General features: G+C 53.6%; 24 protein-coding genes. 17 read left to right on the plus strand and 7 right to left on the minus strand.

The genetic code is table 11. The features are described from left to right. The first annotated feature begins 38 nt into the window (after positions 1 to 38). Positions 39 to 614, plus strand: coding sequence for a hypothetical protein (locus tag RID21_RS08640; RefSeq protein ID WP_350188236.1), 576 nt, complete (start codon positions 39 to 41; stop codon positions 612 to 614). 106 nt (positions 615 to 720) lie between these two features. Here RID21_RS08640 and RID21_RS08645 read toward each other — a convergent pair whose 3' ends face one another. Continuing rightward, the gene (locus RID21_RS08645; protein ID WP_350188237.1) at positions 721 to 1,272 is read right to left on the minus strand and encodes an SMI1/KNR4 family protein; all 552 of its coding nucleotides are present in this window, start codon (positions 1,270 to 1,272) and stop codon (positions 721 to 723) included. A 585-nt stretch (positions 1,273 to 1,857) separates the two neighbouring features. On the opposite strand from RID21_RS08645, the gene RID21_RS08650 reads away from it, so the two are divergent. The 6 genes from RID21_RS08650 to RID21_RS08675 all read left to right on the plus strand — a co-directional run bounded on the left by RID21_RS08650 (position 1,858) and on the right by RID21_RS08675 (position 8,010). Continuing rightward, positions 1,858 to 2,325, plus strand: a complete 468-nt coding sequence (locus RID21_RS08650) for a hypothetical protein (RefSeq protein ID WP_350188238.1) — start codon at positions 1,858 to 1,860, stop codon at positions 2,323 to 2,325. 117 nt (positions 2,326 to 2,442) lie between these two features. After that, positions 2,443 to 3,804, plus strand: coding sequence for a YopA family protein (locus RID21_RS08655; RefSeq protein WP_350188239.1), 1,362 nt, complete (start codon positions 2,443 to 2,445; stop codon positions 3,802 to 3,804). 88 nt (positions 3,805 to 3,892) lie between these two features. Further along, entirely contained in the window at positions 3,893 to 4,369 is a 477-nt protein-coding gene (locus tag RID21_RS08660; RefSeq protein WP_350188240.1) for a hypothetical protein, read from the plus strand. A 109-nt stretch (positions 4,370 to 4,478) separates the two neighbouring features. Beyond that, entirely contained in the window at positions 4,479 to 5,072 is a 594-nt protein-coding gene (locus RID21_RS08665) for a hypothetical protein (RefSeq protein ID WP_350188241.1), read from the plus strand. 186 nt (positions 5,073 to 5,258) lie between these two features. Beyond that, on the plus strand, positions 5,259 to 6,626 hold the full coding sequence (locus tag RID21_RS08670; RefSeq protein WP_350188242.1) for a hypothetical protein: 1,368 nt from the start codon (positions 5,259 to 5,261) through the stop codon (positions 6,624 to 6,626). Between the two features lie 169 nt (positions 6,627 to 6,795). Continuing rightward, positions 6,796 to 8,010 carry a cofactor-independent phosphoglycerate mutase gene (locus tag RID21_RS08675; RefSeq protein ID WP_350188243.1) on the plus strand — a complete coding sequence of 405 codons (1,215 nt, stop codon included), beginning with the start codon at positions 6,796 to 6,798 and terminating at the stop codon, positions 8,008 to 8,010. A 75-nt stretch (positions 8,011 to 8,085) separates the two neighbouring features. Here RID21_RS08675 and RID21_RS08680 read toward each other — a convergent pair whose 3' ends face one another. Then, positions 8,086 to 8,511, minus strand: coding sequence for a ferritin-like domain-containing protein (locus RID21_RS08680; protein WP_145443338.1), 426 nt, complete (start codon positions 8,509 to 8,511; stop codon positions 8,086 to 8,088). A 408-nt stretch (positions 8,512 to 8,919) separates the two neighbouring features. Between RID21_RS08680 and RID21_RS08685 the strand changes: the two genes are divergently transcribed. Further along, positions 8,920 to 9,279: a co-chaperone GroES gene (locus tag RID21_RS08685; RefSeq protein ID WP_145193397.1), complete on the plus strand. Its 360-nt coding sequence runs from the start codon at positions 8,920 to 8,922 to the stop codon at positions 9,277 to 9,279. A gap of 31 nt (positions 9,280 to 9,310) precedes the next feature. Here the strand turns inward: RID21_RS08685 and RID21_RS08690 are convergent, their stop codons facing one another. Together RID21_RS08690 and eboE are read right to left on the minus strand one after the other, a co-directional pair. Continuing rightward, on the minus strand, positions 9,311 to 10,408 hold the full coding sequence (locus RID21_RS08690) for an XdhC family protein (RefSeq protein WP_350188244.1): 1,098 nt from the start codon (positions 10,406 to 10,408) through the stop codon (positions 9,311 to 9,313). Positions 10,409 to 10,427: 19 nt separating this feature from the next. After that, on the minus strand, positions 10,428 to 11,594 hold the full coding sequence (eboE, locus tag RID21_RS08695; protein WP_350188245.1) for a metabolite traffic protein EboE: 1,167 nt from the start codon (positions 11,592 to 11,594) through the stop codon (positions 10,428 to 10,430). Positions 11,595 to 11,981: 387 nt separating this feature from the next. On the opposite strand from eboE, the gene RID21_RS08700 reads away from it, so the two are divergent. From RID21_RS08700 to RID21_RS08725, 6 genes are all read left to right on the plus strand, one after another. Continuing rightward, positions 11,982 to 12,542 carry an RNA polymerase sigma factor gene (locus tag RID21_RS08700; RefSeq protein WP_350188246.1) on the plus strand — a complete coding sequence of 187 codons (561 nt, stop codon included), beginning with the start codon at positions 11,982 to 11,984 and terminating at the stop codon, positions 12,540 to 12,542. Positions 12,543 to 12,550: 8 nt separating this feature from the next. Continuing rightward, positions 12,551 to 13,072, plus strand: a complete 522-nt coding sequence (locus RID21_RS08705; RefSeq protein WP_350188247.1) for an anti-sigma factor family protein — start codon at positions 12,551 to 12,553, stop codon at positions 13,070 to 13,072. Next, positions 13,053 to 14,423 (plus strand): hypothetical protein, encoded by a 1,371-nt coding sequence (locus RID21_RS08710; protein WP_350188248.1) that lies wholly within the window; start codon positions 13,053 to 13,055, stop codon positions 14,421 to 14,423. The genes RID21_RS08705 and RID21_RS08710 overlap by 20 nt, the downstream gene beginning before the upstream one ends. Positions 14,424 to 14,551: 128 nt before the next feature. Next, complete coding sequence (locus RID21_RS08715) at positions 14,552 to 15,286, plus strand: hypothetical protein (RefSeq protein ID WP_350188249.1); 735 nt, start codon at positions 14,552 to 14,554, stop codon at positions 15,284 to 15,286. Between the two features lie 73 nt (positions 15,287 to 15,359). After that, the gene (locus RID21_RS08720) at positions 15,360 to 17,729 is read left to right on the plus strand and encodes an alpha/beta hydrolase family protein (RefSeq protein WP_350188250.1); all 2,370 of its coding nucleotides are present in this window, start codon (positions 15,360 to 15,362) and stop codon (positions 17,727 to 17,729) included. 237 nt (positions 17,730 to 17,966) lie between these two features. Next, on the plus strand, positions 17,967 to 18,896 hold the full coding sequence (locus RID21_RS08725; protein WP_350188251.1) for a leucine-rich repeat domain-containing protein: 930 nt from the start codon (positions 17,967 to 17,969) through the stop codon (positions 18,894 to 18,896). A 6-nt stretch (positions 18,897 to 18,902) separates the two neighbouring features. Here the strand turns inward: RID21_RS08725 and RID21_RS08730 are convergent, their stop codons facing one another. Genes RID21_RS08730 through RID21_RS08740 form a run of 3 tightly spaced genes read right to left on the minus strand, consistent with a single transcriptional unit; the run spans position 18,903 to position 21,937 of the window. Beyond that, complete coding sequence (locus RID21_RS08730; RefSeq protein WP_350188252.1) at positions 18,903 to 19,670, minus strand: NAD-dependent epimerase/dehydratase family protein; 768 nt, start codon at positions 19,668 to 19,670, stop codon at positions 18,903 to 18,905. A 37-nt stretch (positions 19,671 to 19,707) separates the two neighbouring features. Continuing rightward, the gene (locus tag RID21_RS08735; protein WP_350188253.1) at positions 19,708 to 21,045 is read right to left on the minus strand and encodes a dipeptidase; all 1,338 of its coding nucleotides are present in this window, start codon (positions 21,043 to 21,045) and stop codon (positions 19,708 to 19,710) included. 58 nt (positions 21,046 to 21,103) lie between these two features. Further along, the gene (locus RID21_RS08740) at positions 21,104 to 21,937 is read right to left on the minus strand and encodes a Rieske 2Fe-2S domain-containing protein (RefSeq protein ID WP_350188254.1); all 834 of its coding nucleotides are present in this window, start codon (positions 21,935 to 21,937) and stop codon (positions 21,104 to 21,106) included. 122 nt (positions 21,938 to 22,059) lie between these two features. On the opposite strand from RID21_RS08740, the gene RID21_RS08745 reads away from it, so the two are divergent. The 3 genes from RID21_RS08745 to RID21_RS08755 all read left to right on the plus strand — a co-directional run bounded on the left by RID21_RS08745 (position 22,060) and on the right by RID21_RS08755 (position 26,771). Then, positions 22,060 to 22,602: a 5' nucleotidase, NT5C type gene (locus RID21_RS08745; protein WP_350188255.1), complete on the plus strand. Its 543-nt coding sequence runs from the start codon at positions 22,060 to 22,062 to the stop codon at positions 22,600 to 22,602. Positions 22,603 to 22,921: 319 nt separating this feature from the next. Beyond that, positions 22,922 to 25,378 (plus strand): DUF1549 domain-containing protein, encoded by a 2,457-nt coding sequence (locus tag RID21_RS08750; RefSeq protein ID WP_350188256.1) that lies wholly within the window; start codon positions 22,922 to 22,924, stop codon positions 25,376 to 25,378. 55 nt (positions 25,379 to 25,433) lie between these two features. Further along, positions 25,434 to 26,771, plus strand: a complete 1,338-nt coding sequence (locus tag RID21_RS08755; RefSeq protein ID WP_350188257.1) for a DUF1501 domain-containing protein — start codon at positions 25,434 to 25,436, stop codon at positions 26,769 to 26,771. Positions 26,772 to 26,775 lie beyond the last annotated feature (4 nt).

The raw sequence follows: 26,775 nt of genomic DNA on the forward strand, positions 1-26,775 counted from the left end.
GTTAAAAGGAGCTATACGTCGTTACCATGAGCAGGCAAATGAAGCTATTCCATATTCACACATTGTACGACGGACCTCAAAATGTTCATCCGCAATGGCTGACTGGAGTTCTTGGCAAAGTAATTTGCCCGGAATGCTATTCACCAATGCAAGGGACAGAGGCGCTGGATATTCCTGTCGAGGGACGACTGGAGGATGTGCCACTGAATGTTGCGATTCCCATTGCACTCGGGTTGATCCGACTGGATTTACTAAGTGCATTGGGTGAGGACGAATTTCGTGAGTATTTTTTTGTAGGTAATGTCGTTGATTCCGATGGCAAGGTGATCGAAGATTTCTTTACATTCGCAGGGAAATCGCAACTGATCATTCGTGGTGGCCCGAATTCTTCTCATCGGAAATGCGGATCGTGTGGGCGACAACTGTATCATCCGATTGGAAAGCGATATGTACTGAAATCGTCGTTGGATGGCAGGCCTTTTTATGAAAGCCAACTCAACCAGATCATAGCAAGCGAAGATGCTGCGAGTCGGGTCATGGGGGAAGCGTGGGACTTCCTGAAAATAACACCTCTGTCAGTTTTGGACAAAGCTCAAGATGACAGGGATGATTAGGTTGTCTTGGCTGTCTTTCATTTCTGTATCAGGGCCTTCGCAGTCTACGCCAGTATGAAGGGGGGATGAACTAAGGAGTTGAGCCTGCTCCCTCGTTTGATCTTTGCTAAAGTACAAACCCAAACAAATCTTTCATTACCTGTGTCTGCATGGCCTCTAATTCTTCATCGTCCCAGCCATAATAGCCAGTAAATAATCCGACACACGCTATCCGAATCAAATCGTCAAAACTATTGAGACAGCGTTCCAGCCTGTGCGGATAATGTCGTGCGAGATAACAATCCCCGCTTTCGATGTTTAAAGCAAACCGGTTTTCAGGACCCCCGGCGTTGGCAATGAGGATGTATTCATTCAAGTTCTCGGTCAGCTTGTCTGCGAACCAAAGTTCGGTTGCCAATGAAATCTGGGATGGTGCAAGAATTTCGATATAATCGAACGAAACAGGGCCAAACTCGAGGAGAAATGTCCGAAGCGAATCGGGGAATTTCATTCCCATTGCCAGTTCCTGGTTCTCCAGATCCAGATTCGTACAGGGGCCTGGCAAAGGCACATCAAATGATTTCAGGAAATCGCTTAAATGTTTATTCCATCCGTTGTCTCCAATTTTTTCAAACGGTGGAAAGAGTTCTTCCGGACTAGTAGGTTTTGAGATCGACATGACGCTCCGGTTTCCAGAAGGGATTGAATGAAATCGTAAAATAATTCATGTTTGGGGCATGTGCAACGTATTGCGTTCGAAAGATCGAATCGTTTCTCAATCAGTAAACAAAATCCATTGGATTCGGATTTCGAACCCCGCTAAGCATCTATTGTGACCTGAATCGCATTCGAAACGCACTCAACTTGCACGTCTACTCAGTCGAACTTTCTCTTGATAAAAGAATTGAAGTTCGATTTAAGATTATTAAATTTGAAATAACGGGCCGTCGCGCGTTTTAAAAATTCCCTGCAGGTGAAGAACAAGACAGGCATGTAACATGAAACTACCAAAATTCTGGAAAGACACAGGTTCGTACAACGACACAGCTATTCAATTATCAATCTTCGCATGCATCTTAGCGTGTACTTACTTTGGACTTGCCTACGATATGCATTGGCTCTTACTGAGTTCCATTATTATCGGGCCGGTCATGGGTTTTGTGACAGGCTTTGGTCTCATCCTGTTTCTGTGTACTTACTGTGCTGTTGACGACAAAGATTCCTGAGACCTTTATTGCCTCTTTTTTATCATAAGGGCTCCGCGATGGCATTTGAATTAAGCGTTTGTTGCGGTCAAACAGTTCCGGACAACCTGCGGGAACTATGGCCAGCGCTCCTGATACCACATGGCATCGATTGCGAAATATATCCAGACTTCTCCCCAGAAGTCTGGAGCGGTGGTTTCCTGCCATTCAAGGTGATTTCGATGCCTGCTGAATTGATTGATGCGGCTTTGTTGTCACCTGCCATTTCTGGCTTTGAAGTTGATATCGAAGGGCAGCACATTTTTTTTCGCTCAGCCATGGGACGAACTGCTACCGAGTTCGCTCTGTTATGTCTTTGTGCCGCAGAACTTGCCATCCATACTGATGGCGAATACCACGATCCCCAGGCTGGAGAAACTTATCATGGTGATGCGGTTCGAGATGCAGCACTCTCTGAGATCAAGGACGCACTTGAGTATGAAGGTATCGTCTCAAGAACTCAGTATCCATTTGAAGGCTGGGATTAGATGAACTCTTCGAGGAAATGGATGATCCCTATGAGGATGAAGAGTAATTAGAGGCGGGTTTGGGGCCTACTCTTTTTCTTCCCAGATTTATTGTGTTTTACCAAGAGAGCATAAATTGTGGATAAACCATCGCCAGATCAAAGACCCACAGAATTGGCAGAGAGACTCACTCCTCCTTGTGAATATGATTGTGAAACTGGAATGATAGAGTTTTGGTCTGGAGTGACGACTCTTTCGAGAGATGAAAAATCGAGATCTGGAATTGGGAAAATATTATTTGAGATAGCTCCAAAACCAGATGTGATTTTTGAATTTGAATGCGATGAAAAACGCAGTCCGGCTGATTTAATAAACAGTATGTTTAACACCGATGCATCCGGGATATATGAAATGTCCTGTGGTCAACCTGTCGGTGTCGTTACTGTGAATGTGACTAATGTCAATAATAATAAGACGGGATCATCTTTTTCAGGACATGTCGTTGATCATATAGATCCTGATCCGCTCTTCGATTCAATAAAGTATTTGGTAATTAATGGCCCAGACTTAAACGGGAAAGTCATTCAAGGCAGTGACTCTATCTATATGGGAAGGACTGAAACCAATATTGATGGTTTTGAGATTGTGATCGATCAGATCAAAGAAAAGAAGAAAAATGTTCGAACCCCATTTGTCTTTACACACGTCATCGAAGTTAGATTTAGCAAGAGTATTTCTAATCCAAAAATTGATTTGATTGGCTCCATTCTACATAAAACTCTTTCATTTATGTGTGGCCGGTGGGTGGGGTTAATTGGTCCGTGGGGTTATTCAGAAACAGGATGTTTAAATCGAGTTTTCCCCCAAGTGACTATGACCAGCATGAATCCACCAGGATTATCCTGGTATTATTCTATGGTAAAGGGAACGTTTGAGGAGCTGTTTCGCTGTTTGTATAAGGCGTACAACGAACCAAAGAGATATGAAGTTTTAACTACTGGAATTGGTTGGTACGTTGAAGCTGAACAAAGTGCTGGTCTGATTGAGGGATCGATAGTATTACAGCAAGTGGCGTTAGAGACACTAGCGTGGTTTGAAGTAGTAGAACAACGCGGACTATGTAGTGTGAATGGATTCAAGTCATTACCTGCATCAGACAAAATTAGACTATTGTTATCACTCTATTCAATTCCAACGGGCCTGCCAGCAAAGAGTACTGAGCTAATCGCATATGCTAAAGAATTTAATCTGGACGATTTAATTTGTGTGCTTGTGGATGTTCGAAATGCTCTAGTTCATGGAATGCCTAAAAAAGTAGAAAAACTGCTTTCTAGGTCTACAGGCTCGGATGAACGAGTTGATTTATGGTATCAGGTAAATGGTTTGCTGTCTCAAGCCATTCTTGCAACCGCTGGTTATCAAGGAAAGGTAATCTGCCGCAGTCTTGACGTAGAATTCATACATTCTGCAATTAAAGATGTTCCTTGGAAGAGGGACTAATCATAAAGAACTTAAAGGTCAATTTGTGAGACACCTTTAATGCGGCTCGAACCACTTGGGTTAAGAAAGTTTTAGAAAATCACTAATAATGGCGATAGTTGGCGATAAAAAACATATTGCGTTTGAAATCGGTTCCTACTGGGCCGACTCAATTCAACAACAGCACATAACAATCTGGATAGGAAATAAACCGATCAATCCTATAGATGACGTCGTTTATTTACCAACCTTTTATACAATGCTGAAGAAAGAGATTGACCGAATTGAAACTAACGAATTCATTCGTCTTGATTGTAATGGATTACAGCCAGACGAAATCTTCAATCGGCTTGAGAATGAAGCCTCTACCATGTTTCAAGTTCTTAACTATGACTCAACTACTTGCGCTGCTATTTGCTATTTTCTAAAATATGATTCAAAAAGTACTATTTTGTTTAAGTATTGGGATGACCGACATAAACCATCTGAGGAAATTGGTCGTGTTTATAGTGTTGATATTTCAAAAGATACGCTCTTGAAAGTCATGAAAGAAGCTTTGGGGAAATTGTCTGATGTGTGGGTGTAATGTTAGAAGGTGTAATAAAACGACTGTCGGGCTAAAGAAAAAAGGGGTTAGACCCTTATGCCCTCTGTCAGGCTCGTTGGTCTCGCCCAGCACATAGAAGCAGAGTGAAATGATAGACCATATTCTTAAGCAACTAGAAGATATTGAAGTCCGTTTTGAAATAATTGAAGAGGACGATGATGAATTTGACGACGATTTATGTCGTATCCCTGAAATGTCGGAAGAAGAATACTTGGAATTTTTGGAAGCAAGAGGACAAACTGAATTCGGAAAAGTCTGGAGAGTTTATCGGGGACTGATGTTCGAACTCGTAGACGAATATTTGAATGCCCAGCACAAGCAACGAGAAGAGATTCGACAAAAAATTTGGAGTATGGATAATGTACAGTCTTATATTTTTTGTCTTTGTGACGAGCAATCCTGGCTGATTCGTGATAGCTCTGATGAACCACTCCTTCGTCGTCTCATTTCGTTTATTTCAATCGCAGATTCAGGTTATGACCTACCCACGCAGTTACTTTTAACAGATCTATATGAGCAGGCGACACGCGTTGCTCAAATAGATATAGAGCCTCTACTGTCAGCGATTGCTAATATCTCCTCGGATCAAACAGAGCATATATCAGAGGGCGTTTCAACACAGAAATTTCTGAAGGACTTTCAACCATTTGATAGAAGTCATTTGCTAGATGAAGAACAATAAGGAGATATGGATTACAGAGCAGATAAAAGTTGCTATCAATCCAAACCTCACCTGTTGAGTTCACATCCCAAAATTCCCCCACAAAATCCGCACCCATCCCAAAAACAGGTGGAGAGATCTGGATGATCTGATACGATAGAGGGACTGATTCTCGCCTCGCTTGTTCCCACCACAGGAGTCTTCCCTATGTCCGCTGCGAACCTGCCGCACCCTTTGTCTGAATCGCTCTCCCGCCGTGATCTGTTGAAACTGGGAGCCGCCGCCCTGGCGGGGACCGCGGGACTCAACTGGTTGAATCCGGGGCAGGCTGCCGCCGGGACGAAACGACCGCAGGTCGCTGCCATTTATACGCAGTGCTTTTACTGCTCGCACGCCTATCACATTCTGCATCCGTTCCTGGGACCTTACCTGTTTAATGGAAAACTGCTGGAGCCGCAGTGCGATGTGATTTCCTTCTACGGCGATCAGTTTACCGACCGCGATCTCTCCCGCGGCATCGCGAAGCAGTTCGACATTCCCATTTACAAAACGATCCCTGAAGCGCTCTGTAACGGCGGCGATGAACTGGCGGTTGACGCCGTCCTGTCGATTGGCGAGCACGGCGACTATCCCGATACGAAGTATGGGCAGACCAAGTATCCCCGCAAGCGGTTCTTTGATGCGATCGTCAAGGTTATGGAACAGTCCGACCGCTTTGTGCCGGTCTTCAGCGACAAGCATTTTTCCTACCGCTGGGACTGGGCCCGCGAAATGTATGACACCTCGCGGAAGTACGGCTTCCCGATGATGGTCGGCAGTTCGGTGCCCCTCGCGGAGCGCACGATTCCGCTGGAGCTGCCTTACGGCACCGAGATCGAAGACGCCGTCTCCATTCACGGCGGGCCGATCGAGAAGTACGACATCCACGGCCTGGAAGTGCTGCAGTCGATGGTCGAGTTCCGCAAAGGGGGTGAGACCGGCATTTCGAGCGTGCAGTTCCTCAAGGGGGACGACCTGATCAAAGCGGGTAAGGAAGGCCGCTGGTCGATGAAGCTGGCCGAAGCCGCGATGCAGGCTGAGCTGGGCGATACAAAGCGGGGGCTGTTCGATCCGATCGGCAGTGAGGGGACGCGCGAACCGCATGGGATTCTGCTGGAGTACAAAGACGGCTTCCGGGCCACGATGCTGCGGATTGGCTCCAACGGGGTTCGCTGGAACTTCGCCTGTTCGATCAAAGGGGAGCCGGCGCCGAAAGCGACGACCTTCTTCCCCGGTCCCTGGGGCAACCGCAATCTGTTCCGCGCCTTCTCGCACGCGATTCAATATCTGTTCGTGAACAAGGAGGAACCTTATCCCTGTGAGCGGACCCTGCTGATGACGGGTGCCCTGGATGCCGCCATGCATTCCTGCTTTGAAAAGGGGTACGCGAAGATCAAAACGCCGGAACTCGAATTTTCCTATAAGCCGAAGGATTTCAACCAGTTCCGCGAAATGGGGAAATCGTGGGAGGTCATCACGGCGGAGATGGAACCTTACAAGGATTTCGTCGTTTCGGACCCTGCTCCGAAGGAGTAAGAAGCTTAAGAAAATCGTCATTCTGTCACAGGCATGTCTGATAGGAGTGGGTTCAGAAATTCGTGGCGTGGTTACCTTGCGGGCGGGCTGGAAATTCAGGATATTGAGGACCAGACAGGTCTATTTTGACTCCTTTTTCTATCCCGCCTGAGAGTAAGTGTCCCAAAACATGAAATATGTGCTCGTAATTCCCGATGGCTGTGCGGATGAACCGCAGGACGCATTAGGGGGCAAGACCCCGTTGCAGGCTGCCTTTCTGCCGCACATGGATGAAGTTGTGTCCGCAGGTATTCTGGGCCGGACCGACACGGTGCCGGCGTCGATGCCGTCGGGCAGCGATGTGGGGACGATGAGCCTGTTCGGCTACGATCCGCTGGTCTTTCATACGGGACGGGCTCCGCTGGAAGCGGCCGCCCAGGGAATCGAGCTGGGTCCGCACGACTGGGCCATCCGCTGCAATTTCGTGACGATCGACAAAGGGAACATGGCCAGCTTCACCGCATCTCAGCTGCCCAACGAGGTCGGTGCGGAACTGATCAGCCTGTTACAGGAAGCGACCGCCGACGATCCGCAGTGGGAGTTTCACCAGGGAGTGAGCTACCGCAACCTGCTCGTCTACCGGGCCAAAGACGCCGACGATCAACCGTTCGATGGGGGAACATCGACGACTCCACCCCACGACCTGACCGATCAGCCGATCGCGCAGGACCTGCCGTCAGGCAAAGGGGGCGAGCTGCTGAATGATCTGATGGAACGCAGCAAGAAGCTGTTCAGCAAAGCGAAGTTGAATCAGAAGCGGTCAGACGGACATCCGCCGGCGACGCAGATCTGGCTCTGGGGCCAGGGGAGCCGCCCGGCTTTGACGCCGTTCCAGGAACAGTTCGGCAAGAGCGGCGCGGTGATTACCGCCGTCGACCTGTTACGTGGTCTGGGACGCCTGCTGGGCTGGGATGTGATTGAAGTCGAAGGCGCCACCGGCTACACCGACACCGATTACGCCGCCAAGGGACGTGCCGCGATTGAGACCCTGCAGAATACGGACTTCGTTGTGGTGCATGTGGAAGCGACCGACGAAGCCTCGCACGAAGGGGAAGTGCACGAGAAGATCAAGGCTCTGGAAAATATCGACCAGCACATTGTCGGGCCGGTACACGAATATCTGCGGGAACAGGGCGATTATCGTATTCTGGTCTGCCCCGATCATCCGACGTTCCTCAGAACGAAAACGCACAGCCACGGCTATGTGCCCTTCGGCATTTGTGGAACCAAGGTGCGTCCCGATCAGTCCAACAAGTATGACGAAGTCAGCGCTGGTGCCAGCAACCTGCTGCTGCCCAAAGGTCATCAGTTGATGCCGTTCTTCTTTGGGACATTGACGAACTGAGAGTCGACAAAAAAAAACAGACCCGCCCGCAGTAACGCGGACGGGTCTGTTTTTGAGACTCTGTCAGGGGCTGGCTTAGAGTGGCCAGTCCATGAGAATGCGTTCGACTTCTTCCGCGTGACCGCTTTCATCGCGGACCATGTCTTCCAGCTGAACGGCCATGCCTTTGTCGCCCAGTTCTTCGGCTTCTTTTGCCCGTTGGGTGTAGCCGGCAGTCGCTTCTTTTTCGGCAGCGAGGACTGCTTCGAGCATTTCGCGGTTGCTGTGTGCTGCTTTGACCTTGCCGGCAACGGTGGTCGGTTCGCCACCCAGGGCGACGATTTTATTCGCCAGGTACTGTGCATGTCCCAGTTCATCGGGGACTTCTGCCAGGTAGAATTGAGTCAGTTGCGGACGGTAAGGTCCGGTGGCCTTGGCGGCATAGGTAGTGTATTGGATGATGGCGGCCAGTTCGCTCGCCAGATCCTCATTCAGTTTGTCAATCATTGTCTGCTTATCCATGTCGGTCTCCTGAATATTAGTACGGGAAATTGTGAATACAGCTCCCAGAGTGTGAATCAGAGCGTACGTTACTTTCTTTATAGAGGTACATTTTACATTATCAACCGGCGATGCAACAGGGACTCGGAAATTCGAGTGGTCAGTTCGCACTGGTGGCGGGTCTCTATCACAAATATTGGGGGATGTGCGTGTGAGGAAGGGAGTTCGGACGCGGATTTCTTTCCCGCTTACAGGCAAATCGTGCGTATCCCGGGGCGGACACCTGATTTTCGGGGTTCTTTTCGGGGTGAAGATGGCCTATGATTAGAGGGCTGTCTGTGTTGCGATCTGGGGCAAAACTGCTTATTTTCGTAAAACTTCAGCGCCACAGGCGTTTGTGAATTATTGATTTTAGACTGGGAGATATGAGTGTCAGACTGGGTTGAACCACTGGGAATGCGAATTCTCATCCGCAAAGATGAAAGTCGTCAGACGACCAAAGGGGGGATTGTGCTCCCCGACAAAGCGGAAATTCCAAACATCACCGGCCGGGTGGTGGAGATCAGCGTGCAGATTGCGCGGGACGATGATTTCCCGATCAAGAAGTACGACAAGGTCCTGTTTAACCCCAGCGAAGCGATCCCCGTCGATTTCGAACCGGACAACGTGCTCTACGTGGTGCCCATCGAAGATGTGGTGGCTGTCTTCCGTCGCGGCGATGCCAAAACCAACGAAATCCTCGAGGCCGAAGAGCAGGAATTCGAAGATCCCGACGACTGGGAAGAGTAACCGGCTGTCATGATGATGTCGACCTGAAGCTTCAGGCCGGATCGGGAGTTTTCAATTCTTCCACCAGGCTGGTCCGCTGATAGCCGACGGGCACTTCATCCAGGTTGCGCCAGGCAACCAGTTCCGCGACGATGCTGAGCGCAATTTCCGGGACCGTCTGTGAGCCGATCTCAAAACCGAGCGGTGCGTGGACGCGGGCGAGGGCTTCGCGGGGCGTGCCCATGCGGATCAGGTCCTCGAAGATCAGTTTGACTTTGCGGCGGCTTCCGATCATGCCGATATAGCGGGCGGGTGACTGCGCCACGTAACCCAGGGCCTCTTCATCGTGGTTGTGTCCCCGTGTGACGATGATGATGAAGGTATCCCGATTGATGGGGAGGTCGGCCAGCGTCGTATCGAAGGTGCCGACGATCAGCTGTTTCGCGGAGGGGAAGCGTTCGGCGTTGCAGTATTCCTGGCGATCATCGACGGCGATGATTTCGAAATCAACATCGCTGGCCAGTTCGGCGACTTTCTGTCCCACATGACCACAGCCGATGACGATGAGCTGGCAGGTCTGGTGAAAGGTCAGATAGGCGATGCCCGCGTTGACGTAAGGCCGGGGTCGATTCTGGATCGGTTTGAGGCCGGCCTTTAGTTGCGCGGGGGGCTGGGGATTGCCCCGCGAAGCGACGATCTCGGCATCCGCGTTGATCAGATAGCGATCGGTTTCGGCGATGCCTGCGGCGGATTCGGGATTGAGGACGATGGCTTCGGTACAACCCTGGTCTGCGTCGAATTGCTGCAGCATCGTGCGGAAGTATTGTAAGTCATCAGCATTGCGTACCGGATCGACGAGCACTTTCATGCGTCCGCCACAGATCAGGCCGTCATCCCAGCCGTAATCGTTGTCGAGCTGGAAGGTCATGATTTCCGGGGCATCCGAATCGAGCACGCGGAGTGCGCGGCGTTTAACTTCGGCTTCCACACAACCGCCGCCGAGCGTTCCCACCTGGGAACCGTCGCTGAAAATCAGCATGGCGGCCCCGGGCTTTTGCGGGGTCGAGCCCCGGGTTTCCACCAGGCAGGTGTAGCAGACGGGTTTCTGCTGCTGGACGGCCTGTTCGAGTTCGAGTAATAGCTCACGCATGATAGTTGACTTCAGTTGATTAAAGCGAATCAATCAGTTTGCGGGCGGCCTGCAGTTCGCGCGTCAATCCGTCGACCAGCGATGGTTTCTGATCGCCGGGCAGGACTTCCCAGGTATAAGTTTCCACTTCGAGGTGCGGCGCGTAGTCGAGTTCCTTGACCGTGGCCAGTGCCTGTTTCAGTTCGCGGTGCGTGGTTCCCAGCGGTCCCAGGGTCTGCGCGTCGACGGGCACGTGGAAGTGCACCCGCAGGCGTTCGGTTTCCTGCAGACGGGGATGCGGATCGAGCAGGAAGTCGCGGTCGAGGTCGGGGATGCGGTACAGGTCGCCGTTCTTGAGGCTGCCGATGGTCTGGTGCAGGTAGCGGGGCTCGGCGTAGTCTGCGAGCTGCGTGCGTCCTGCTTCGTTATTCCAGGGGTCGTTGAGTTCGATGGCGTTGGAAATATGAATTTTGTTGATGCGGATTTCCGCGTGGGTGATCTGCCGGATCGAGCCGGGGATGTCTTCGAATTCCACCGCCTGGTGACAGATATCGTAGCAGGCCCCGATAAATTCGCGGACCACGCCCAGCAGCTGTTTGTCGGCGGCCCGTTCGTAGAGCCGTTCGAAGTAGACGATCAGCTCGTGGGTGAATTCAATCACGCAGAACGGTTCGGGTTCGATGGCCAGGCGAATGGTGCGTCCGGTTTCGTCCTGCAGCTGTTTCAGAAAGACGGCCAGCTCAATCAGCTGGTCGACGCATTGCTGACTGAAGTCGCGGGGATGTTCGAAGCCTTTGAAGCCCAGGGGGACCGTGGAGATGCTGCCTTCGACTCCCTCGGGCAACAGTGCCGCCAGGACGCGGGCGCAGCCTTTGGTGTATTCCAGCCGTTCGGGCTCTGTCCAGTCGGGGAGGTAGACATTCTCTTTGACGCGTTCGCTGTGAAAATTGCCGTAGGGGAACGCGTTGAGCGTGTAGCAGGTCAGGTTGCGCTGCTGCAGCTGTTCGGCGAAGCGGGCGATGCCTTCTGGCTCTGAGAGGATTTCCTCAATCACTGGTTGTGCCAGCCAGAGACCGGCGGCCAGTGGAGATCCCAGCTGCTCTTGAATCGGCAGGGTAAATTCATCGAGTTTCTGCAGAATCTCCGCGGTTGTCAGGCCGGGATGCACGTTCGTGCAATAACTCAAAGGGAGCGAATTTAACGTCATGGACCGTCCTCGGCGGGTTCAGGGGACTGGCAGGAGGCGAGAAACCAGGTCAGAAAATCAGTCGGAAGACTCTATCTTATCATAACCAGGCCACTGTGGGCGACTACCTGCTAAAATAAATTACAGCAGGGAATGCGGTTCCGAAATGTAATTTTCATTCGGGAACAGCTTGTGTTCACTGCCGGGTTTAGCGACGATAACCGTTAGAATCGTGCAGCGAAACAGTTAAAAAGCGGGTTTCTCCCAAACTCTGAGAGAAACTTTGTGTTACGCTGTGTGTTTAATACACGTGGGGCAACTGGCCTCATAGAGGGGAGCCTGAAGTCAGCTGTGGTTACTACTGAGATCATGAATTCACCATACTTACGGGACCCTGACGTACAGCTGATGCTGCGCGCCAAGGCCGGCGATGAAGGTGCGTTCACTGAGCTGGTAGCAGCATACCAGGACCGCATCGTCGGCATATTTTGCCATTTGCTGGGCAATCAGGAGGCAGCAGAAGATCTGGCGCAGGAAGTGTTTCTGCGGATTTATCGATCACGCGACAAGTATGAGCCGAAGGCGAAATTTTCGACCTGGCTGTTTCGCATCGCCAACAACCTGGCCAGCAACTCCCGCCGCAACAAGGGACGCCGCAGAGAGGTGGCCCTCAATCCCCACGATTCCGGCCCGCTGGGAATGCGTCCGGAAGAGCAGCTGTTAATGGAAAAATCCGGGATGATGCCCTCGCGTCAGATCGGACTGAAAGAGACCCAGGCGGTGGTCCGCCAGGCACTGGAAACATTGAACGAACGACAACAGATGGCAGTGCTGTTACACAAATTTGAAGGGATGAGTTACGCCGACATCGGAGCTGCGATGAAGCTGTCCGAGGCGGCGGTGAAATCATTACTGTCACGTGCCCGGGAAAACTTACGGGTGCAACTGGAAAAACATATCAACGGTTGAGACGTGCGATGAGCAAAGACATTACAGAACAGGAACTCGAGAAACTGGTGGCTTACCTCGATGGCGAGGTCAGCGAGCAGGAAGCGATCGAAGTCGAGCAGGCGCTCTCGAACGACGAGTCCACGCGTGCGCGCGTCGATGGGCTGGAGCGCGCCTGGGAAATGCTGGATCGTCTGCCGATCTCCAGGGCGTCTGAGGAATTCACCGACAAAACCCTCTCGAGCATTCGCACCGTTCAACTGGAAGCCCAGGCCGCTCAGGATCAGCAGCCATCCGGATTCGGCATGACGAAAAAGACACGGGCGCAACTCCGCAAAGCCGCTATCTCAGCCGGCTGGATCGTGGGGCTGGCCTGTTCGATTTTCGTGGGATATCTGATTACCAATCAGTGGGTGCCGGACGAATCCGATCCGCTGATCAGGGAGCTCTCGTTTATTGAGAATCTCGACACTTACTCGGAAGTGCAGAGTCTGGAATTCCTGGAAGAACTCACAAAGTCGGGGACCTTCGATGAAACCGCGCAGCAGTAAACCGCAGTCAGGCCTCACCGTCACCGCCCGTTCCGGAGTTGACTCGGGAGCTGGTCTGCTGACGATGCGCGCCGGCGGACTGGCGCTGGCCCTGCTCTGCGCAGGGATGCTGCTGCTGGGGGCGGCGGGATCGGAAGAGACGGAGCAGGACAATCGCAAAAAAATCGAGTCGATGTCTCCTGCAGAACGTGCGCAGCTCAAACGCAACTACGAGAAGTTCCAGAAGCTGTCTCCCGAGGAAAAAGCCCGCTACCGTAAAATTCATAAAGCCATTCAGGATCGCCCCGAGCTCAATCGCGTGATGCGGTGTTACGAGGACTGGGTCCGCACGCTCTCTCCCTGGGAACAGGAAGACCTGCGGAAAGCGGAGACCCCGGAAGCGCGCATGGCCCTCATCCGCAAGTTCCGCGCAGAGCATCAGAACAGCTCGCGCTGGCAACGCTATCGCAATTATTTCGAAGTCGTCAAGATCCTGAAAATCGACAGCCGGGATCCGGTGATGCGGGCCCTGTTCCGTATTCAGCCCCCTTCCCCTGAGCTATTTGCAGAGATGATCAGCACTCTCGAAAAGAGTCTGCCGGAACCGGTGAATTATCCGAAATCCAAAACAGAGTTAACGGAATTTCAACGTTCGCTGGCCGTGTTGCAGACCGCGACACAGGTCAAACGTCAGGAGAAGGGAAAAGCAGCCGCAGAACTTGACGCTGACTGGCCTGCAGAGGATGTCGTCACAAAGGTGTTCGCGCTCTTCGAGAAAAATCAGTATCGCCCCATACGGGAATCCGGTGACATGCGGGGGGGCTCTGACAACCGCCGCGGGGACCTGTTCAATGGCCCCGATCTGAAAATGATTCGACCGGATCGCCAGCGGATTGTGGTGAAATTTGTACTGGCAAAGGGGCTGTTAAACCAGTGGATCATGACGGTCCGCGATGAACTGGATCAGCTGACGGTGCCGGAAGACCAGTTGCAGAAATTTTTCGAAACATTGAGCAGTAAAGACAAAGACGAACTGCTCAAGCATCCTCCTGAAGAACTTCAGGAACGGCTGAAATTCATGTACCTCAGGGATCATATGACGAAAGAAGTCCGCCGGAGCCTGAGTGAGAATACCCGGGAGACGATGCAGGTCATCACCAGGATGGCCGCTGGCGCAGATCCGGGCCGCGTGATCGAAGGCCCGTTCCGTCAACGCAATGGCGGAACGCGCGGCGGTCGCTTTCTGAATCCCAATGGTCGCCGACCAAATGGTCCCGGCGGGCGGGGAGAGCGCAGCCGGGAGGATGAGCCGGGGGACCGGAAACCGGGTGCCGAGCGTCCACGTCCCCGCGATCGCCAGCCTGATGCTTGAAAAACGGCAGCTGATCCTGTCTGATAGATTCTGAATCTGAATCAGAATTTCGAACTCATCCGGTACGTCTGGTGCATTTCTGATGCTGACCGCCTGCCGGAGATTTTCACAGACACAGGAGTATTTTCATGTTGCGTTCCCTCCTTATCACCAGCCTGGCTTGCGGGCTGCTGCCGATTTCCGGCGCATGCCTGACCGCGGTCGAGGCTAAAGAGCCGGCTCCACTGAAGACATTTGAGAAAGATCAGATCCCGCAGAGCATGCAGGGGCTGCCTTTACTGTTTCACGAGAACTTCCAGTCGGGCAGTTCCGATCACTGGCTGCCTACAGACGACAAAGCCTGGAAGATGATCAAGCAGGGGGACAACCATGTCTTCAGCCTGTTCAAGAAACGCAGCAAGTTCGAGCCGCCGGTCCGTTCGCCTTACAACCGGGCCCTGCTGAAGGGCATCAAGGTCAGCGATTTCGTCTTTGATGTCAAGCTGCAGTCAACCATTCCCGATTACGGACACCGGGACCTCTGCCTGTTCTTCGATTACCAGGACGATGCCCATTTCTATTACGTGCATCTCGGTAAGAAGACCGACGATCACGCCAACCAGATCTTCATTGTCAACGACAAGCCCCGCACCAAGATCTCAACCAAGACGACACCGGGGACCGACTGGGACGACGAATGGCATCACGCCCGCATCGTCCGCGATACCAAAACGGGCGCGATCAAAGTCTATTTCGACAACATGGAAGAACCGGTGATGACAGCAACCGACAAGACCTTCCTGACCGGACAGGTGGGCATCGGTTCGTTCGATGATACCGGCAACTTCGATGAAATCCTGCTGTTCGGCAACAAAGCGAAGTAGGCACTCATTCCAGGCAGCGACGGTTCGTGAAAGCGGGCCGACGCTGCCTTTCCTTTTTCGATCAGGTGTTCCGATGCGATTCCCGTCCCCTCTGCTGGCTCTGTTATTGCTCGTTCCGTTTCCGTCCTTCGTGGCTGCGCAGCCACTGAATCTGCCCGATCCCCTGCCGGGAACCGCGCCGTTGACACTGAGCGTGCCCCTCGACGAGCATATGGTGGCGGGCATCGACGCCTACGCACTGCGGGCACTGGCGGAGTCGCCTCAGCTGCGTCCACAAAAATGGAACTACGATTTCGCCAGTCATGCGGCGTTCATCGAAAGCATCAAAGACAATCGTGCGCGGTTCAAGAAAATTATCGGTGCCGTTGATCCGCGTGTGAGTGGTCCCGGTTTTGAACTGCTGAGCACAACCGAAAAGTCATCTGTGCTCGCTGTCGATGGCGACTCAAATTTTAAGATCCATGCCGTCCGCTGGCAGGTTCTGGACGGGATGACGGCGACGGGACTGTTGCTGCAGCCCACGGGAGAGATCAAAGCCCGTGTGGTCGCACTTCCCGATGCGGACTGGACCCCGGAGATGTTTACTCACCTGAAACCGGGCGCCCCCGAGTTAAGTCTGATTCCACTGCAACTGGCGGCGCGCGGCATTCAGGTGGTAATTCCAACTTTGATCAGTCGCGATGCCGAACATTCCGGTCACCCTGAGGTCTTCTTTACCAATCAGCCGCACCGCGAGTTTATTTATCGCATGGCGTTCGAAATGGGACGGCATGTGATCGGTTATGAAGTGCAGAAGGTGCTGGCGGCCGTCGATCAGTTTGAGCGGCTCGACAAACAGGAAGGCCGCATCTTACCTGTCGGCGTGGTCGGAGTGGGTGAAGGTGGATTGCTGGCGTTATTCAGCGGGGCTGCCGACTATCGGATTCAAGCGACGTGGGTGGCCGGCTATTTTCAGCAGCGGGAACAGGTCTGGCAGGAGCCCATTTATCGTAATGTCTGGAGTCAGCTGACCGAATTCGGTGATGCGGAAATCGCGGCGATGATTGCGCCCCGGTCCTGCGTGATCGAGGCCTGTGCGGTGCCGGTTGTGAAAGGACCGCCTGCTCCCCAAAAAGGGCAGCGGGCCTCTGCAGCGCCCGGCGTGATAGAGATTGCGAAACCGGAGTCTGTGAAAGCGGAATTTGAGCGGACACTTCCCGTGTTCGAACAGCTGGGTCTGCAACGGAACCTGTCGCTGGTCTTATCGGATGGGGGAACCGGACCAGCCGGGTCTATCGAGGCGTTGACTACCTTTCTGTCAGGTCTGCGCATCAAAGACAAATGGAAGCATCTCCTGCCTGTCATAATACAATTCCCTGAGGACGCTATTCAGGTCGACCCCGCAGCTCGGCAGGAGCAGCAGTTCAATGAAATGAATGAATTCACACAGGAGTTACTTAATCGTTCGGCCCGCTACCGGGACACAGAGTGGCAGCCGGGCAAATACACGTCGGTCGCGTTGTGGGAAAAGGATGCTGACCGACTGCGAAACCAAGTCTATGACGAACTGATCGGTCGCCTGCCTGCGCCTGAGCAGGCGGTTCCGCTGAATGTGAAAACCCGCAAGGTACTGGATGAGGATCAGTATGTGGGTTACGAAGTGATGCTGGATGTGCAGCCTGACATTGTGGCTGGCGGGATTCTGTTGATTCCCCGTGATCTCAAGCCGGGTGAACGACGGCCTGTGGTCGTCTGTCAGCACGGACTGGAGGGGACGCCCATGGATACCATCCAGGCGGAAGACCGGGCGTATGCCGCATATAAAAACTTCAGCGCGCAGTTAGTGAAGCGGGGGCTCATTGTCTATGCTCCGCAGAACCCGTATAAAGGCCGCGATCGGTTTCGAACACTACAGCGGAAATCGAACCCGCTGCAGCGGTCGCTTTACAGCTACATCATTCCCCAGCACGAACGAACGCTGGAGTGGCTTAGTGGGTTGCCGTTTGTGGATGAGCAGCGGATTGGATTTTACGGCCTCTCTTACGGCGGCAAGACCGCAGTACGTGTGCCCCCCTTCGTGAAGCAGTACGTCTTCTCGATCTGTTCGGGAGACTTCAATGAATGGGTCCGCAAAAATGCCGACAGCGCGCATCGCTACAGCTATGTGTTTCATGGCGAGTATGAAATCTTCGAGTGGAACATGGGGCACGTGGCGAATTACGCGGAGCTCACGTACCTGATGGCGCCGCGTCCGTTCATGGTGGAGCGGGGACACAATGACGGAGTCGCCCCCGATGAATGGGTGGCCGCCGAATACGCGAAGGTCAGACGGTTCTATACGCAGATGGGTATCGGCGATCGAACGGAAATTGAATACTTCGATGGCCCGCATACCATCAATGGTCAGGGTACATTTGATTTCATTTTCCGTCACCTGGACTGGAAACAGATGCCCTCAAAGTGATTTTGTCGCCTGATACGGGGGGATTCCACAGGAAAAAAATCGTTCGTTCACATGCGAAATTGCAGAATTATGTGTATATTATACTCGGTACCAAATCCGGGTGAATGAAGCGATGTGTACGGATGGGGTGTGCTCGGGTGTATACAATCTCCCCGGTTTGAGCACAAAACTGAGTCGATCCCCAGCCGCTTCACGTTGATCAGAGTCAGACTTTTCAATTCCAAACAGGCCTAAACAATGAGCAAAGCTGCCACTGGTTCAGAGGAAGAAGTTCCCCAGGAATCAACTCTGGAAACAGATATCAAAGCCCTGAAGGAAATCAGTGCGAACCTGAAGATGGACTACAACGGGAATATTTCCCAGGTCTCCTTTTCCGGTTCCAAACTCGTCGACAACGGGCTGGTTTACCTCGGTCGGCTAAATAAACTTCGAAAGCTGGATCTCTCGGGTTCGAAGGTGACCGACGAAGGGATGTCGCATCTCAAGTCACTCAAGAGCCTGCGGGAAGTTTCCCTGCACGGTATCCCCGTTACGGATACCGGGCTGGCGGAATTCAAAAAGCTGACCAACCTGGAAGTGCTCAACCTGTCGCGAACCAAGATCACCGACGCGGGTCTGAAGCACCTCAAAGGTCTGGACAGTCTGAAGGAACTCTACCTGACCGGTCTGGAAATCTCGGGCGATGGACTGACTCATCTGTCTGATCTGAAAAGCCTGGAGACACTGGGTCTTTCTGAAACCCAGATTACAGATGAAGGGCTGGCTCATATCAAAGGTCTGAAAAAGCTCCGCGTACTCTTACTGCGGGACACACAGATTTCCGATGAAGGTCTGAAGCAGATCAAGAGCCTCACCCGACTGCAGCGACTCTGGCTGCGCAACACGCAGATCACCGATGAGGGAATGAAATATCTGGCCAAGATGAAAGACATGGAATGGCTGGAACTCAACGATACCGAAATCGGAAATGCGGGGATTGCAGAAATCAAAGTGCTGGAAAACATCATTGATATGAATCTGCGGAACACCAGCGTGACCGATAAATGCATTACCTCGCTGAAGAAGCTGAAGGATCTGGGCACCCTCTACATCGATGGTACCGAAATCACCGAAGAGGGCATCGCCAAGCTCGAGAAGGCACTTCCTTATTGCCGTGTTGAGCAGTAAATCTGCTCACGCGTAATTTGATTCTTCCGGTATCGGCTGGTCTTCGCTGCCCATCTGGTAGCCGAGCTCTTCCGGGATCAGCGTCGGTCGATAGCCGAGCAGTTGTTCGGCTTTGCTGAGATCCCAGCGGCGCTGTTTGCTTTCGCCGACAATGGTGATGACTTCACAGCCCTTGATCGACGCGGTTACCGCTTTCTGATATGCCTGCAGGAGATCCGGAAACGGCACCCACTGGGGCCGGAGCGGATGTGTTTTCCAGAGCGGATGATCCAGGTCGATCGGCTTGGGAATCCGCAGACAGACGATGGACATCCCGTGCTGCTGCGCGTAGTGCGCACACATCACTTCACCCAGTTGCTTCGTCAGGGCATACGAACCAACGGGCCGCGGTGCTGCATCCGAGGCGACCCACTCCGGTGCCTGATAGCCGAGTACCGTCATGATGGTGCTGGTAAAGATGAAGCGTTTGACACCCGCATCGCGGGCCGCTTCGAGCAGGTTGAAGGACCCTTTGAGATTGACGTCAAAGCGCCGATTGTTCAATTCATCCCCTTCCATGGGGCCTTCGTCCGCCTGTTTGGCCAGATGCACGACGGCGTCGATGCCCTGCATGGCGGCCCGGGTCTGCGCAGGATCGGTGATGTCCAGCGGGATACAGCGGGCGTCGTCCGGGTTCGGATGAATGTCACCCAGGACCAGTTCGTCGTCCGTCTGCCAGTGCTGACTGAAATAGCGTCCCACATAGCCGGCAGCGCCGGTGATTAAAATGCGCATGACGTGTTCTTTATTTCAGAGAGGAGCGTCGTTCATTTCAGGAAAGTGATTCGCGACAGACCCTGAGCATGTTACCGCCGATGATCTTCTGAATGTCTTCGTCGGAGTAGCCTCGCTGGACCAGGCCGACGGTAAACAGAGGCCAGTTGGTCCAGGAGACGCTGGTACTCATTTCGGAGGTCGTGCGGAAGCTGTCGGGCGGCCACAGGCTGCGCCAGGGAGTCCGCGAACGGGGTGCCCGGGGAACCTTTTTGTTTTCCAGGGAACTGTTGCGGGACGTGTAAGCGACATCGGTGCCGATGGCGACATGATCGATGCCGAATTTCTTCACCACGTAATCAATGTGATCGATCAGTCGGCTGATATCGCCGCTGCCTCCCAGGTAACGGGGGATACAGCAGATGCCGATCAGACCGTTGGTTTCGACGATGGCCTTGATCACATTATCTGGTTTGCTGCGGATGTGGTGATGCAGGCTGGCACAGGTGGAGTGGCTGGCTACCATCGGTTTTTCGGAAACCTGTGCTGTCTCCAGGCTGGTCTGCCAGCCGGAGTGGGCGACGTCGGGGATGATGCCGAGCTGGTTCATTTCCCGCACGACTTCGCGACCGAAGTCGCTGAGTCCCGCGTTGGCCGGTTCGGCACAGCCATCACCGAGCATGTTCCTGCGGTTGTAAGTCATGTGCATCATGCGGATGCCCAGCTGGAAGAAGATCCGCATGTATTTCATTTCGTCGGTCGTCGTTTCCCACTGCTGTGTGAGGGGAACACCGTTACCTGTGAGATAGAGACAGTGCCGTCCCTCTTTCTGAGCCTGTTCGATGTCATCGGGGGTGATCGCCTTGGGAACGAAATCGGCGAGCATGTCGGTCGTGTAGGTGAACCGTGCGAGTCGCTTGATGAGTCGCATGGGGTCCTGTCCTTCCTCGCCGGCGTTCTGAAAGATACAGGTTACGCCGGCGGCATCGAAGGCTTCTTTGAATTCGCGCTGTTCGGCGGGATCGGTGACGCAGCGGGTCATCGACATGTCCTCGCGGAGGTCCTGCAGTTCCGCGGTCGAAGCGTGGTCGTTGATGGCTGCGGCGAGTTTATCACCATCGATGGCGGCCCGGGGAGCGAAGCCGTAGGAATCGAAGACGAGCGAATTCGCGTGCAGATCGAGACCGTGTTCGAGCTCTTTCTGGGTCGGCTTGAGAATATCGAGGGCGACCTGGCGGGCATGCAGAATCTTGTCGTTACGAATTGGCTGTTGAGTTTTGCCGGTTTTGGCTGCGGTCTGTTCTGCGGCGGAGAGGGAGGCAGCCGCTGCGGCGCTGAGGCCGGTCGCCGCCAGTGACGAGCCCAGGAACGAACGACGGTTGATGGGATTGCTCATGATGATGTCCGTGGTGTGAGGTTGGCAGGTTGGGGTGAGGTCTAAGTGAGTCTGGTGATTATTTCTGATCGCAGCCACAGCCGCCGCTGGAGCAGCCCGAAGCAGCAGGTGCTTCGTCGACGGGGTGAAAAACAATCCGCCAGGGATAGCGGGCATTCAGCTCCTGTGCCAGAATTTCCAGGGCCGGCAGGCGGCTGCCCAGATAATACAGGACGACTGTCTGCTGATCAAACAGTTGTTCGCAATCGATGATTTCCGCAGGCATGCCCCGCTCCTGAATCAACTGCTGACAGTCGTGGAAGACCTGGGTGTTGACGTTTCCCTGTCCGGGCAACTGTTCCTGATCGAGGGGAGTGAACTCGCGCAGGATCGTTCCCGCGGGGGTTTTGTTTTTGTCTGGAGGTAAGAAGGACGAAAGAATCTCGCCGACTTCTTCGCCGCGACTGGTCTGCAGGATGACGCGATCGCGGTGGTGATAGTTCGTTTCGGCGTCCGCGGCGAAGTGATCGACCCAGCCCATGACGCTGTAGCGGACCAGGAACAGGTTGAGTGCTTCTGCTTCTGCAAACGCGTCCCCATTGATCAGCAACAGATCGGCTTCCTGTTTCAGTTCAAAGCGGGTGAGCGGAAACTCGGGGAAATCCAGACACTCGCCGCTGGCCACATCGAACGTCCAGTCGTGCAGGGGGCAGTTGACTTCGGTGCCGCAACCTTCGCCTTCAATCAGCGTGGCACCCTGATGCGGACAGGCATTGTCGATCGCGTAAAAGGTTCCCGGCTGTTCCGGTTCGGCGACATGAAAAACGGCGATCTCGGTGCCCTGGAGGGTATATAGTTTTCGGCTGCCGGGTTTGATCTCGGAAACATCGCCCAGCGGAATCCAGTTGGTCATCAGTATTTCGATCCTGGTTAATAAAGACTTCCACAATGGTTGTCAGTTCCAGTTTATTATATGCTCGATGGGGAATCCTACTGTTTTATAACCAAAGTTACGGAGTGGAGCGAAAAAACAGCATGGCTGTACGACATATCTTACTGGACATGGATGGCGTGATCGCCGATTTCATGGGCGCGATCCTCGAACTGCATGGTCAACGCGAACTGGCAGACAAGTGGCCGGACGGGGAAGCCGACTACGCGGGTGTGCTGGGCATGACCAAAGACGAATTCTGGAAACCGGTCGACGGACTGGGGGGCCGTTTCTGGGCTGAGTTCCCGCCTTATCCCTGGCTGAATGAATTGCTGACACTGCTTAGAGAGACGGCGCCGTTCACCATCAGCACCTCACCCAGTCGCAGCGCTGCCTGTGCGTCAGCCAAGGTGGAATGGCTCAGGGAGCACTTCCAGGAGCCGCTGTATATGGACTTCATGATCGGGACTCAGAAGTACCTGCTCGCGAAACCAGATGTCGTGTTAATTGATGACCAGCACAAAAATATCGATAAATTCCGGGAACATGGCGGACAGGCGATTCTGTTTCCGCAGCCCTGGAATTCGAATTTTGCGATCACAGATCGGATCGGATACGTCAGATCGGAGCTGGAAAAGCTGGTTTAAGCATTACAACAGCCATTTTTGCCGCCAGACAGGTATACATACGGTTCATTTTTGGGGATAAGGGGTAGTTTTTGCAGCTCAGGGAAGGTATCCTAAGCGGTGTTTCATAAATAAAGTTGTTAAATGAAAGTTGACGAATAGGAAATATAAGAGACAATAGATACTAGTTGGCGCCCAAACTATCGATACCGCAGTGCTTGCCGGGTTGCTGAATATATATCTGACGTCTTGAAGACGACCTGCCCGACTTTCCCCCGCAGCGCTACTACCGCCAAACCTCACAGCGTATCCTTCCTTTGATTTGGGATAGAAAGACGAGATGAAATCTCTACTCTATCATGTTCTTGGCTGCCTGATTCTGCTCTCCGCTGTTTCCGCGCAAGCAGCGCCCCCGGCAGAATCAAAGGTCAGCGTCTATCCGGATAAAGTTGAACTGAATGGACCCCGTTCCCGTCAGCAACTGATCGTGACGCGTCAGCAGGACAAGCGTTTTGTCGACCTGACCCGCGATGTGCAGTTTCAATCACAGCAACCTGCTGTGGTGCAGGTTGACGCCCAGGGCGTGATCAAGCCCCTGGCGAACGGATCCGCGACGGTCACCGTCACCGATGGTGCGCAGAAGATTAATATTCCGGTTCAGGTGAAAGACTTCGACCGCCAGGCCCTGCTCGATTTCGAGCGGGACATCCATCCCCTGTTTTCCCGCTTCGGCTGTAATGGCGGTTCCTGTCATGGGAAGCAGCGTGGTCAGGGGGGATTCCAGCTGTCGATGTTCGCCTTCGATCCCAATTACGATTATAACGCCCTGGTTAAGGAATCACGGGGACGACGGGCTTCGCCGCTGTCGCCCGAACAAAGTCTGGTGCTGCTGAAGGGATCCGGACAGGTTCCTCACGGCGGTGGTAAAAAACTGCCCGCCGACGGTCAGTATTATGCCTTGCTCGAACGCTGGATTTCTGAAGGGGCGACCCGTGAAGTCAAAGGGACTCCCGAACTCGTCAAGATTTCCGCAGAACCGACCGAACGGATCATGCTGCCGAAAACAAAGCAGCAGATGGTCGTCACCGCGCATTACAGCGATGGTTCGACCCGGGATATCACCGATCTGGCGGAGTTCATGTCCAGCGAAAGCGTTTACGTTTCCGTAGACGAACACGGTCTGGTGACTGCCGGCTCACTGATGGGTGAAGCCTCGATCATGGCCCGGTACATGGGGAAATTCGCTTCGCTGAGCGTGACGATTCCTTCCGACCACAAAGTTGCTGACGAATACTATGCCAAGCTGCCCCGCAATAACTTTATTGACGGGCTGGTCTGGGACAAGCTGCAGAAATACGGTCTGAAGCCATCGGATCCGGTAGATGACGCAACCTACCTGCGTCGGGTTTCACTGGACATCATTGGTCGTACGCCGACCGCAGAAGAAGCACGGGCCTTCCTGCAGGATCCCTCCCCCAACAAGCGGGAGCGACTGGTCGATTATCTGCTGGAGCAGCCCGAGTACGGCGATCACTGGGCCAACAAATGGGCCGATTTATTGCGTCCCAATCCGTACCATGTGGGTATCAAGACCGTCTTGAATTATGATGCCTGGATTCGCGAGTCGTTTCATCAGAACAAACCTCTCGATCAGTTTACGCACGAATTGTTGACCGCCAAGGGAGGAACGTGGCACAACGGCGCGGTAACCATGTTCCGCGATCGCCGCAAACCTGAAGAGCTCACTACGATTGTCAGTCAGCTCTTTCTGGGAATTCGACTGAGCTGTGCCCAGTGTCATCACCACCCCAACGAAGTCTGGGGTCAGGAAGATTTCTACAGCTTTGCAGCCTACTTCGCAAAAATCGGCCGTAAAGGCCGCGGGATCTCGGCCCCGATTTCGGGATCTGAGGAGATGGTTTTCACCTCCAACTCTGGTAGCGTACGTCACCCGTTGACCAACGAAGTCCTGCCGCCACGCCCCCTGTTTGGCGAAGTGCCTGAGCTTAAAGAAAATCAGGATCCACGCGAAATTCTGGCAGACTGGATTATCTCGCCTCAGAATCATTTCTTCGCCGAAGTGAATGCCAACCGCGTCTGGGCCGACCTGATGGGACGGGGGATTGTCGAGCCGATTGACGATTTCCGCGAAAGTAATCCTCCCTCGAACAAGCCGCTGATCAAAGCCCTGGGTCAGAAGTTCCGGGAGCAGAAATTTGATCTGAAACAATACATCAAGACGATCGTGCTGTCGCACGTTTACAGTCTGAGTGCAATTCCCAATGAAACCAATGTGGGCGACACCCGCAACTACTCGCGGCATTACCGTCAGCGTCTGCGGGCCGAAGTTCTGCTGGACAGCGTGAGTGAAATGATCGGCGTGCCCGATACATTTTCAGCGATGCCCAAGGATTCAACGGCCAAACAGATCTGGACGCATCGTGTGAGCTCGGTCTTCCTCGATTCGTTTGGTCGCCCCGACCCGAACCAGGATCCGCCGTGCGAGCGGACGACCGATACCACGGTCGTGCAGGTGCTGCACATGATGAATTCCCGTGACCTCTATTCCCGCATTCAGTCCAAGAATGCGAATAGTGCGAAGTGGGCCGAAAGTAAAATGACACCCGATCAGATTATGGAAGAACTGTATCTGACGGCTTATTCAAGATATCCAACCATCGAAGAAAAACGACTGGGGCGCTCCCTGTTTGAAGAGGAAGGCGCCAGCCGACAGCAGGTGATTGAAGACCTGATGTGGGCCCTGCTCAATACGCCGGAATACCTCTTCAAAAACTGACGTCCCCTGCTCCACCAGGAAACATTGTTTGACATCTATTCGAACAGGATCAGAAATGATGAACGTTTCAAAAAACTGCAATGGAATCACACGACGAAATTGCCTGCAGCTGGGCCTGGGTGCCATGACCGGCCTCGGGCTGACGGATCTGCTGCGTCTGCAGGCGCAGGCCAAAGGAACCGATGCTCCCCAGCGCAAGGCGACCGCCAAGAGCGTGATCCTGATCTGGATGGACGGCGGTCCGTCGCATTACGAAACCTTCGACCCCAAACCGGAAGCACCGGTTGAAATTCGGGGTGAGTTCAACCCGATTCCCACCAAGGTGCCCGGAGTCCAGTTCTCCCAGCACATGAAGCGGCTGGCATCGATCTTCGATAAATACTCGGTAATCCGTTCGATCCGTCACAACCAGGGGAACCACGGTGCCGGTAACCACTACATGATGACCGGTGCCCCGCCACGAATTCCCGTGGGCTGTGGTGCCTTCGTGAGCTTCCACCCCAGTATGGGTTCGGTGGTGGCACACGAAAAGCCGACCACCAACAATCTGCCCGCTTATTTCTCGATGCCGCGGATGTCGCGGTCTGGCGGACCCAACTTCCTGGGAGCCAAGTACGCTCCGTTCGTGATGTCGGACAACCCGAACTCGTCCAACTTCCGCGTACGTGACCTGGCGCTGCCCAGCGGTCTGACCGATGCCCGATACAAAACCCGCCGTGATCTGCGGGAACAGGTTGATCAGCTGAAGCGGATCCGGGACGAAGTCGCCGGTGATCCGGTATTGAACCTGGATGAATACTACGAACAGGGTTACAACCTGGTGGCTTCCACCGAAGCACAGACCGCGTTTGAGATCGATCGCGAGCCTGCCGAACTACGCGATAAGTATGGTCGCAGCTCCTTCGGTCAACGTGCCCTGCTGGCCCGTCGTCTGACGGAAGCGGGTGTGCCTTTCATTACACTGTATGAAGGGGGCTGGGACAATCACGGCAGTCTGTTCAAAACATTCAATGGCCGGATGCCTTCCTTTGAAAACACGATCGCCACGTTGATCGAAGACCTCGATGAGCGGGGGCTGCTGGATACGACGATGGTTGTGGCCCTGGGTGAATTTGGCCGTACGCCGAAAATCAATCCGGGTGGCGGTCGCGACCACTGGTCGAACGCGATGTCGGTTCTGATGGCTGGCGGTGGAACACCGGGCGGACTGGCACTGGGTGCCACCGACAAGGCCGGTTATTCCGCAGTCGAACGAGTGCTCTCTCCGGAAAACTTTGTCTCCACCGTTTACACCAAAATGGGTATCGATCCCGACAAGGTGCTCTACACGCCGGAAGGTCGTCCGTCGCACCTCGTCAGCGATCCGACACCGATTCCGGAACTGTTCGCTTAATCCG

The sequence above is a fragment of the Gimesia sp. genome (genome assembly GCF_040219335.1).
Lineage (GTDB): Bacteria > Planctomycetota > Planctomycetia > Planctomycetales > Planctomycetaceae > Gimesia.

Bases quoted from the DNA above. Each gene is read 5' to 3' on its own strand.
- RID21_RS08640 (WP_350188236.1), top strand. From the start codon at position 39: ATGAAGCTATTCCATATTCACACATTGTACGACGGACCTCAAAATGTT.
- RID21_RS08645 (WP_350188237.1), bottom strand. From the start codon at position 1,272: ATGTCGATCTCAAAACCTACTAGTCCGGAAGAACTCTTTCCACCGTTT.
- RID21_RS08650 (WP_350188238.1), top strand. From the start codon at position 1,858: ATGGCATTTGAATTAAGCGTTTGTTGCGGTCAAACAGTTCCGGACAAC.
- RID21_RS08660 (WP_350188240.1), top strand. From the start codon at position 3,893: ATGGCGATAGTTGGCGATAAAAAACATATTGCGTTTGAAATCGGTTCC.
- RID21_RS08665 (WP_350188241.1), top strand. From the start codon at position 4,479: ATGATAGACCATATTCTTAAGCAACTAGAAGATATTGAAGTCCGTTTT.
- RID21_RS08670 (WP_350188242.1), top strand. From the start codon at position 5,259: ATGTCCGCTGCGAACCTGCCGCACCCTTTGTCTGAATCGCTCTCCCGC.
- RID21_RS08675 (WP_350188243.1), top strand. From the start codon at position 6,796: ATGAAATATGTGCTCGTAATTCCCGATGGCTGTGCGGATGAACCGCAG.
- RID21_RS08680 (WP_145443338.1), bottom strand. From the start codon at position 8,511: ATGGATAAGCAGACAATGATTGACAAACTGAATGAGGATCTGGCGAGC.
- RID21_RS08690 (WP_350188244.1), bottom strand. From the start codon at position 10,408: ATGCGTGAGCTATTACTCGAACTCGAACAGGCCGTCCAGCAGCAGAAA.
- eboE (WP_350188245.1), bottom strand. From the start codon at position 11,594: ATGACGTTAAATTCGCTCCCTTTGAGTTATTGCACGAACGTGCATCCC.
- RID21_RS08700 (WP_350188246.1), top strand. From the start codon at position 11,982: ATGCTGCGCGCCAAGGCCGGCGATGAAGGTGCGTTCACTGAGCTGGTA.
- RID21_RS08705 (WP_350188247.1), top strand. From the start codon at position 12,551: ATGAGCAAAGACATTACAGAACAGGAACTCGAGAAACTGGTGGCTTAC.
- RID21_RS08710 (WP_350188248.1), top strand. From the start codon at position 13,053: ATGAAACCGCGCAGCAGTAAACCGCAGTCAGGCCTCACCGTCACCGCC.
- RID21_RS08715 (WP_350188249.1), top strand. From the start codon at position 14,552: ATGTTGCGTTCCCTCCTTATCACCAGCCTGGCTTGCGGGCTGCTGCCG.
- RID21_RS08720 (WP_350188250.1), top strand. From the start codon at position 15,360: ATGCGATTCCCGTCCCCTCTGCTGGCTCTGTTATTGCTCGTTCCGTTT.
- RID21_RS08725 (WP_350188251.1), top strand. From the start codon at position 17,967: ATGAGCAAAGCTGCCACTGGTTCAGAGGAAGAAGTTCCCCAGGAATCA.
- RID21_RS08730 (WP_350188252.1), bottom strand. From the start codon at position 19,670: ATGCGCATTTTAATCACCGGCGCTGCCGGCTATGTGGGACGCTATTTC.
- RID21_RS08735 (WP_350188253.1), bottom strand. From the start codon at position 21,045: ATGAGCAATCCCATCAACCGTCGTTCGTTCCTGGGCTCGTCACTGGCG.
- RID21_RS08740 (WP_350188254.1), bottom strand. From the start codon at position 21,937: ATGACCAACTGGATTCCGCTGGGCGATGTTTCCGAGATCAAACCCGGC.
- RID21_RS08745 (WP_350188255.1), top strand. From the start codon at position 22,060: ATGGCTGTACGACATATCTTACTGGACATGGATGGCGTGATCGCCGAT.
- RID21_RS08750 (WP_350188256.1), top strand. From the start codon at position 22,922: ATGAAATCTCTACTCTATCATGTTCTTGGCTGCCTGATTCTGCTCTCC.
- RID21_RS08755 (WP_350188257.1), top strand. From the start codon at position 25,434: ATGATGAACGTTTCAAAAAACTGCAATGGAATCACACGACGAAATTGC.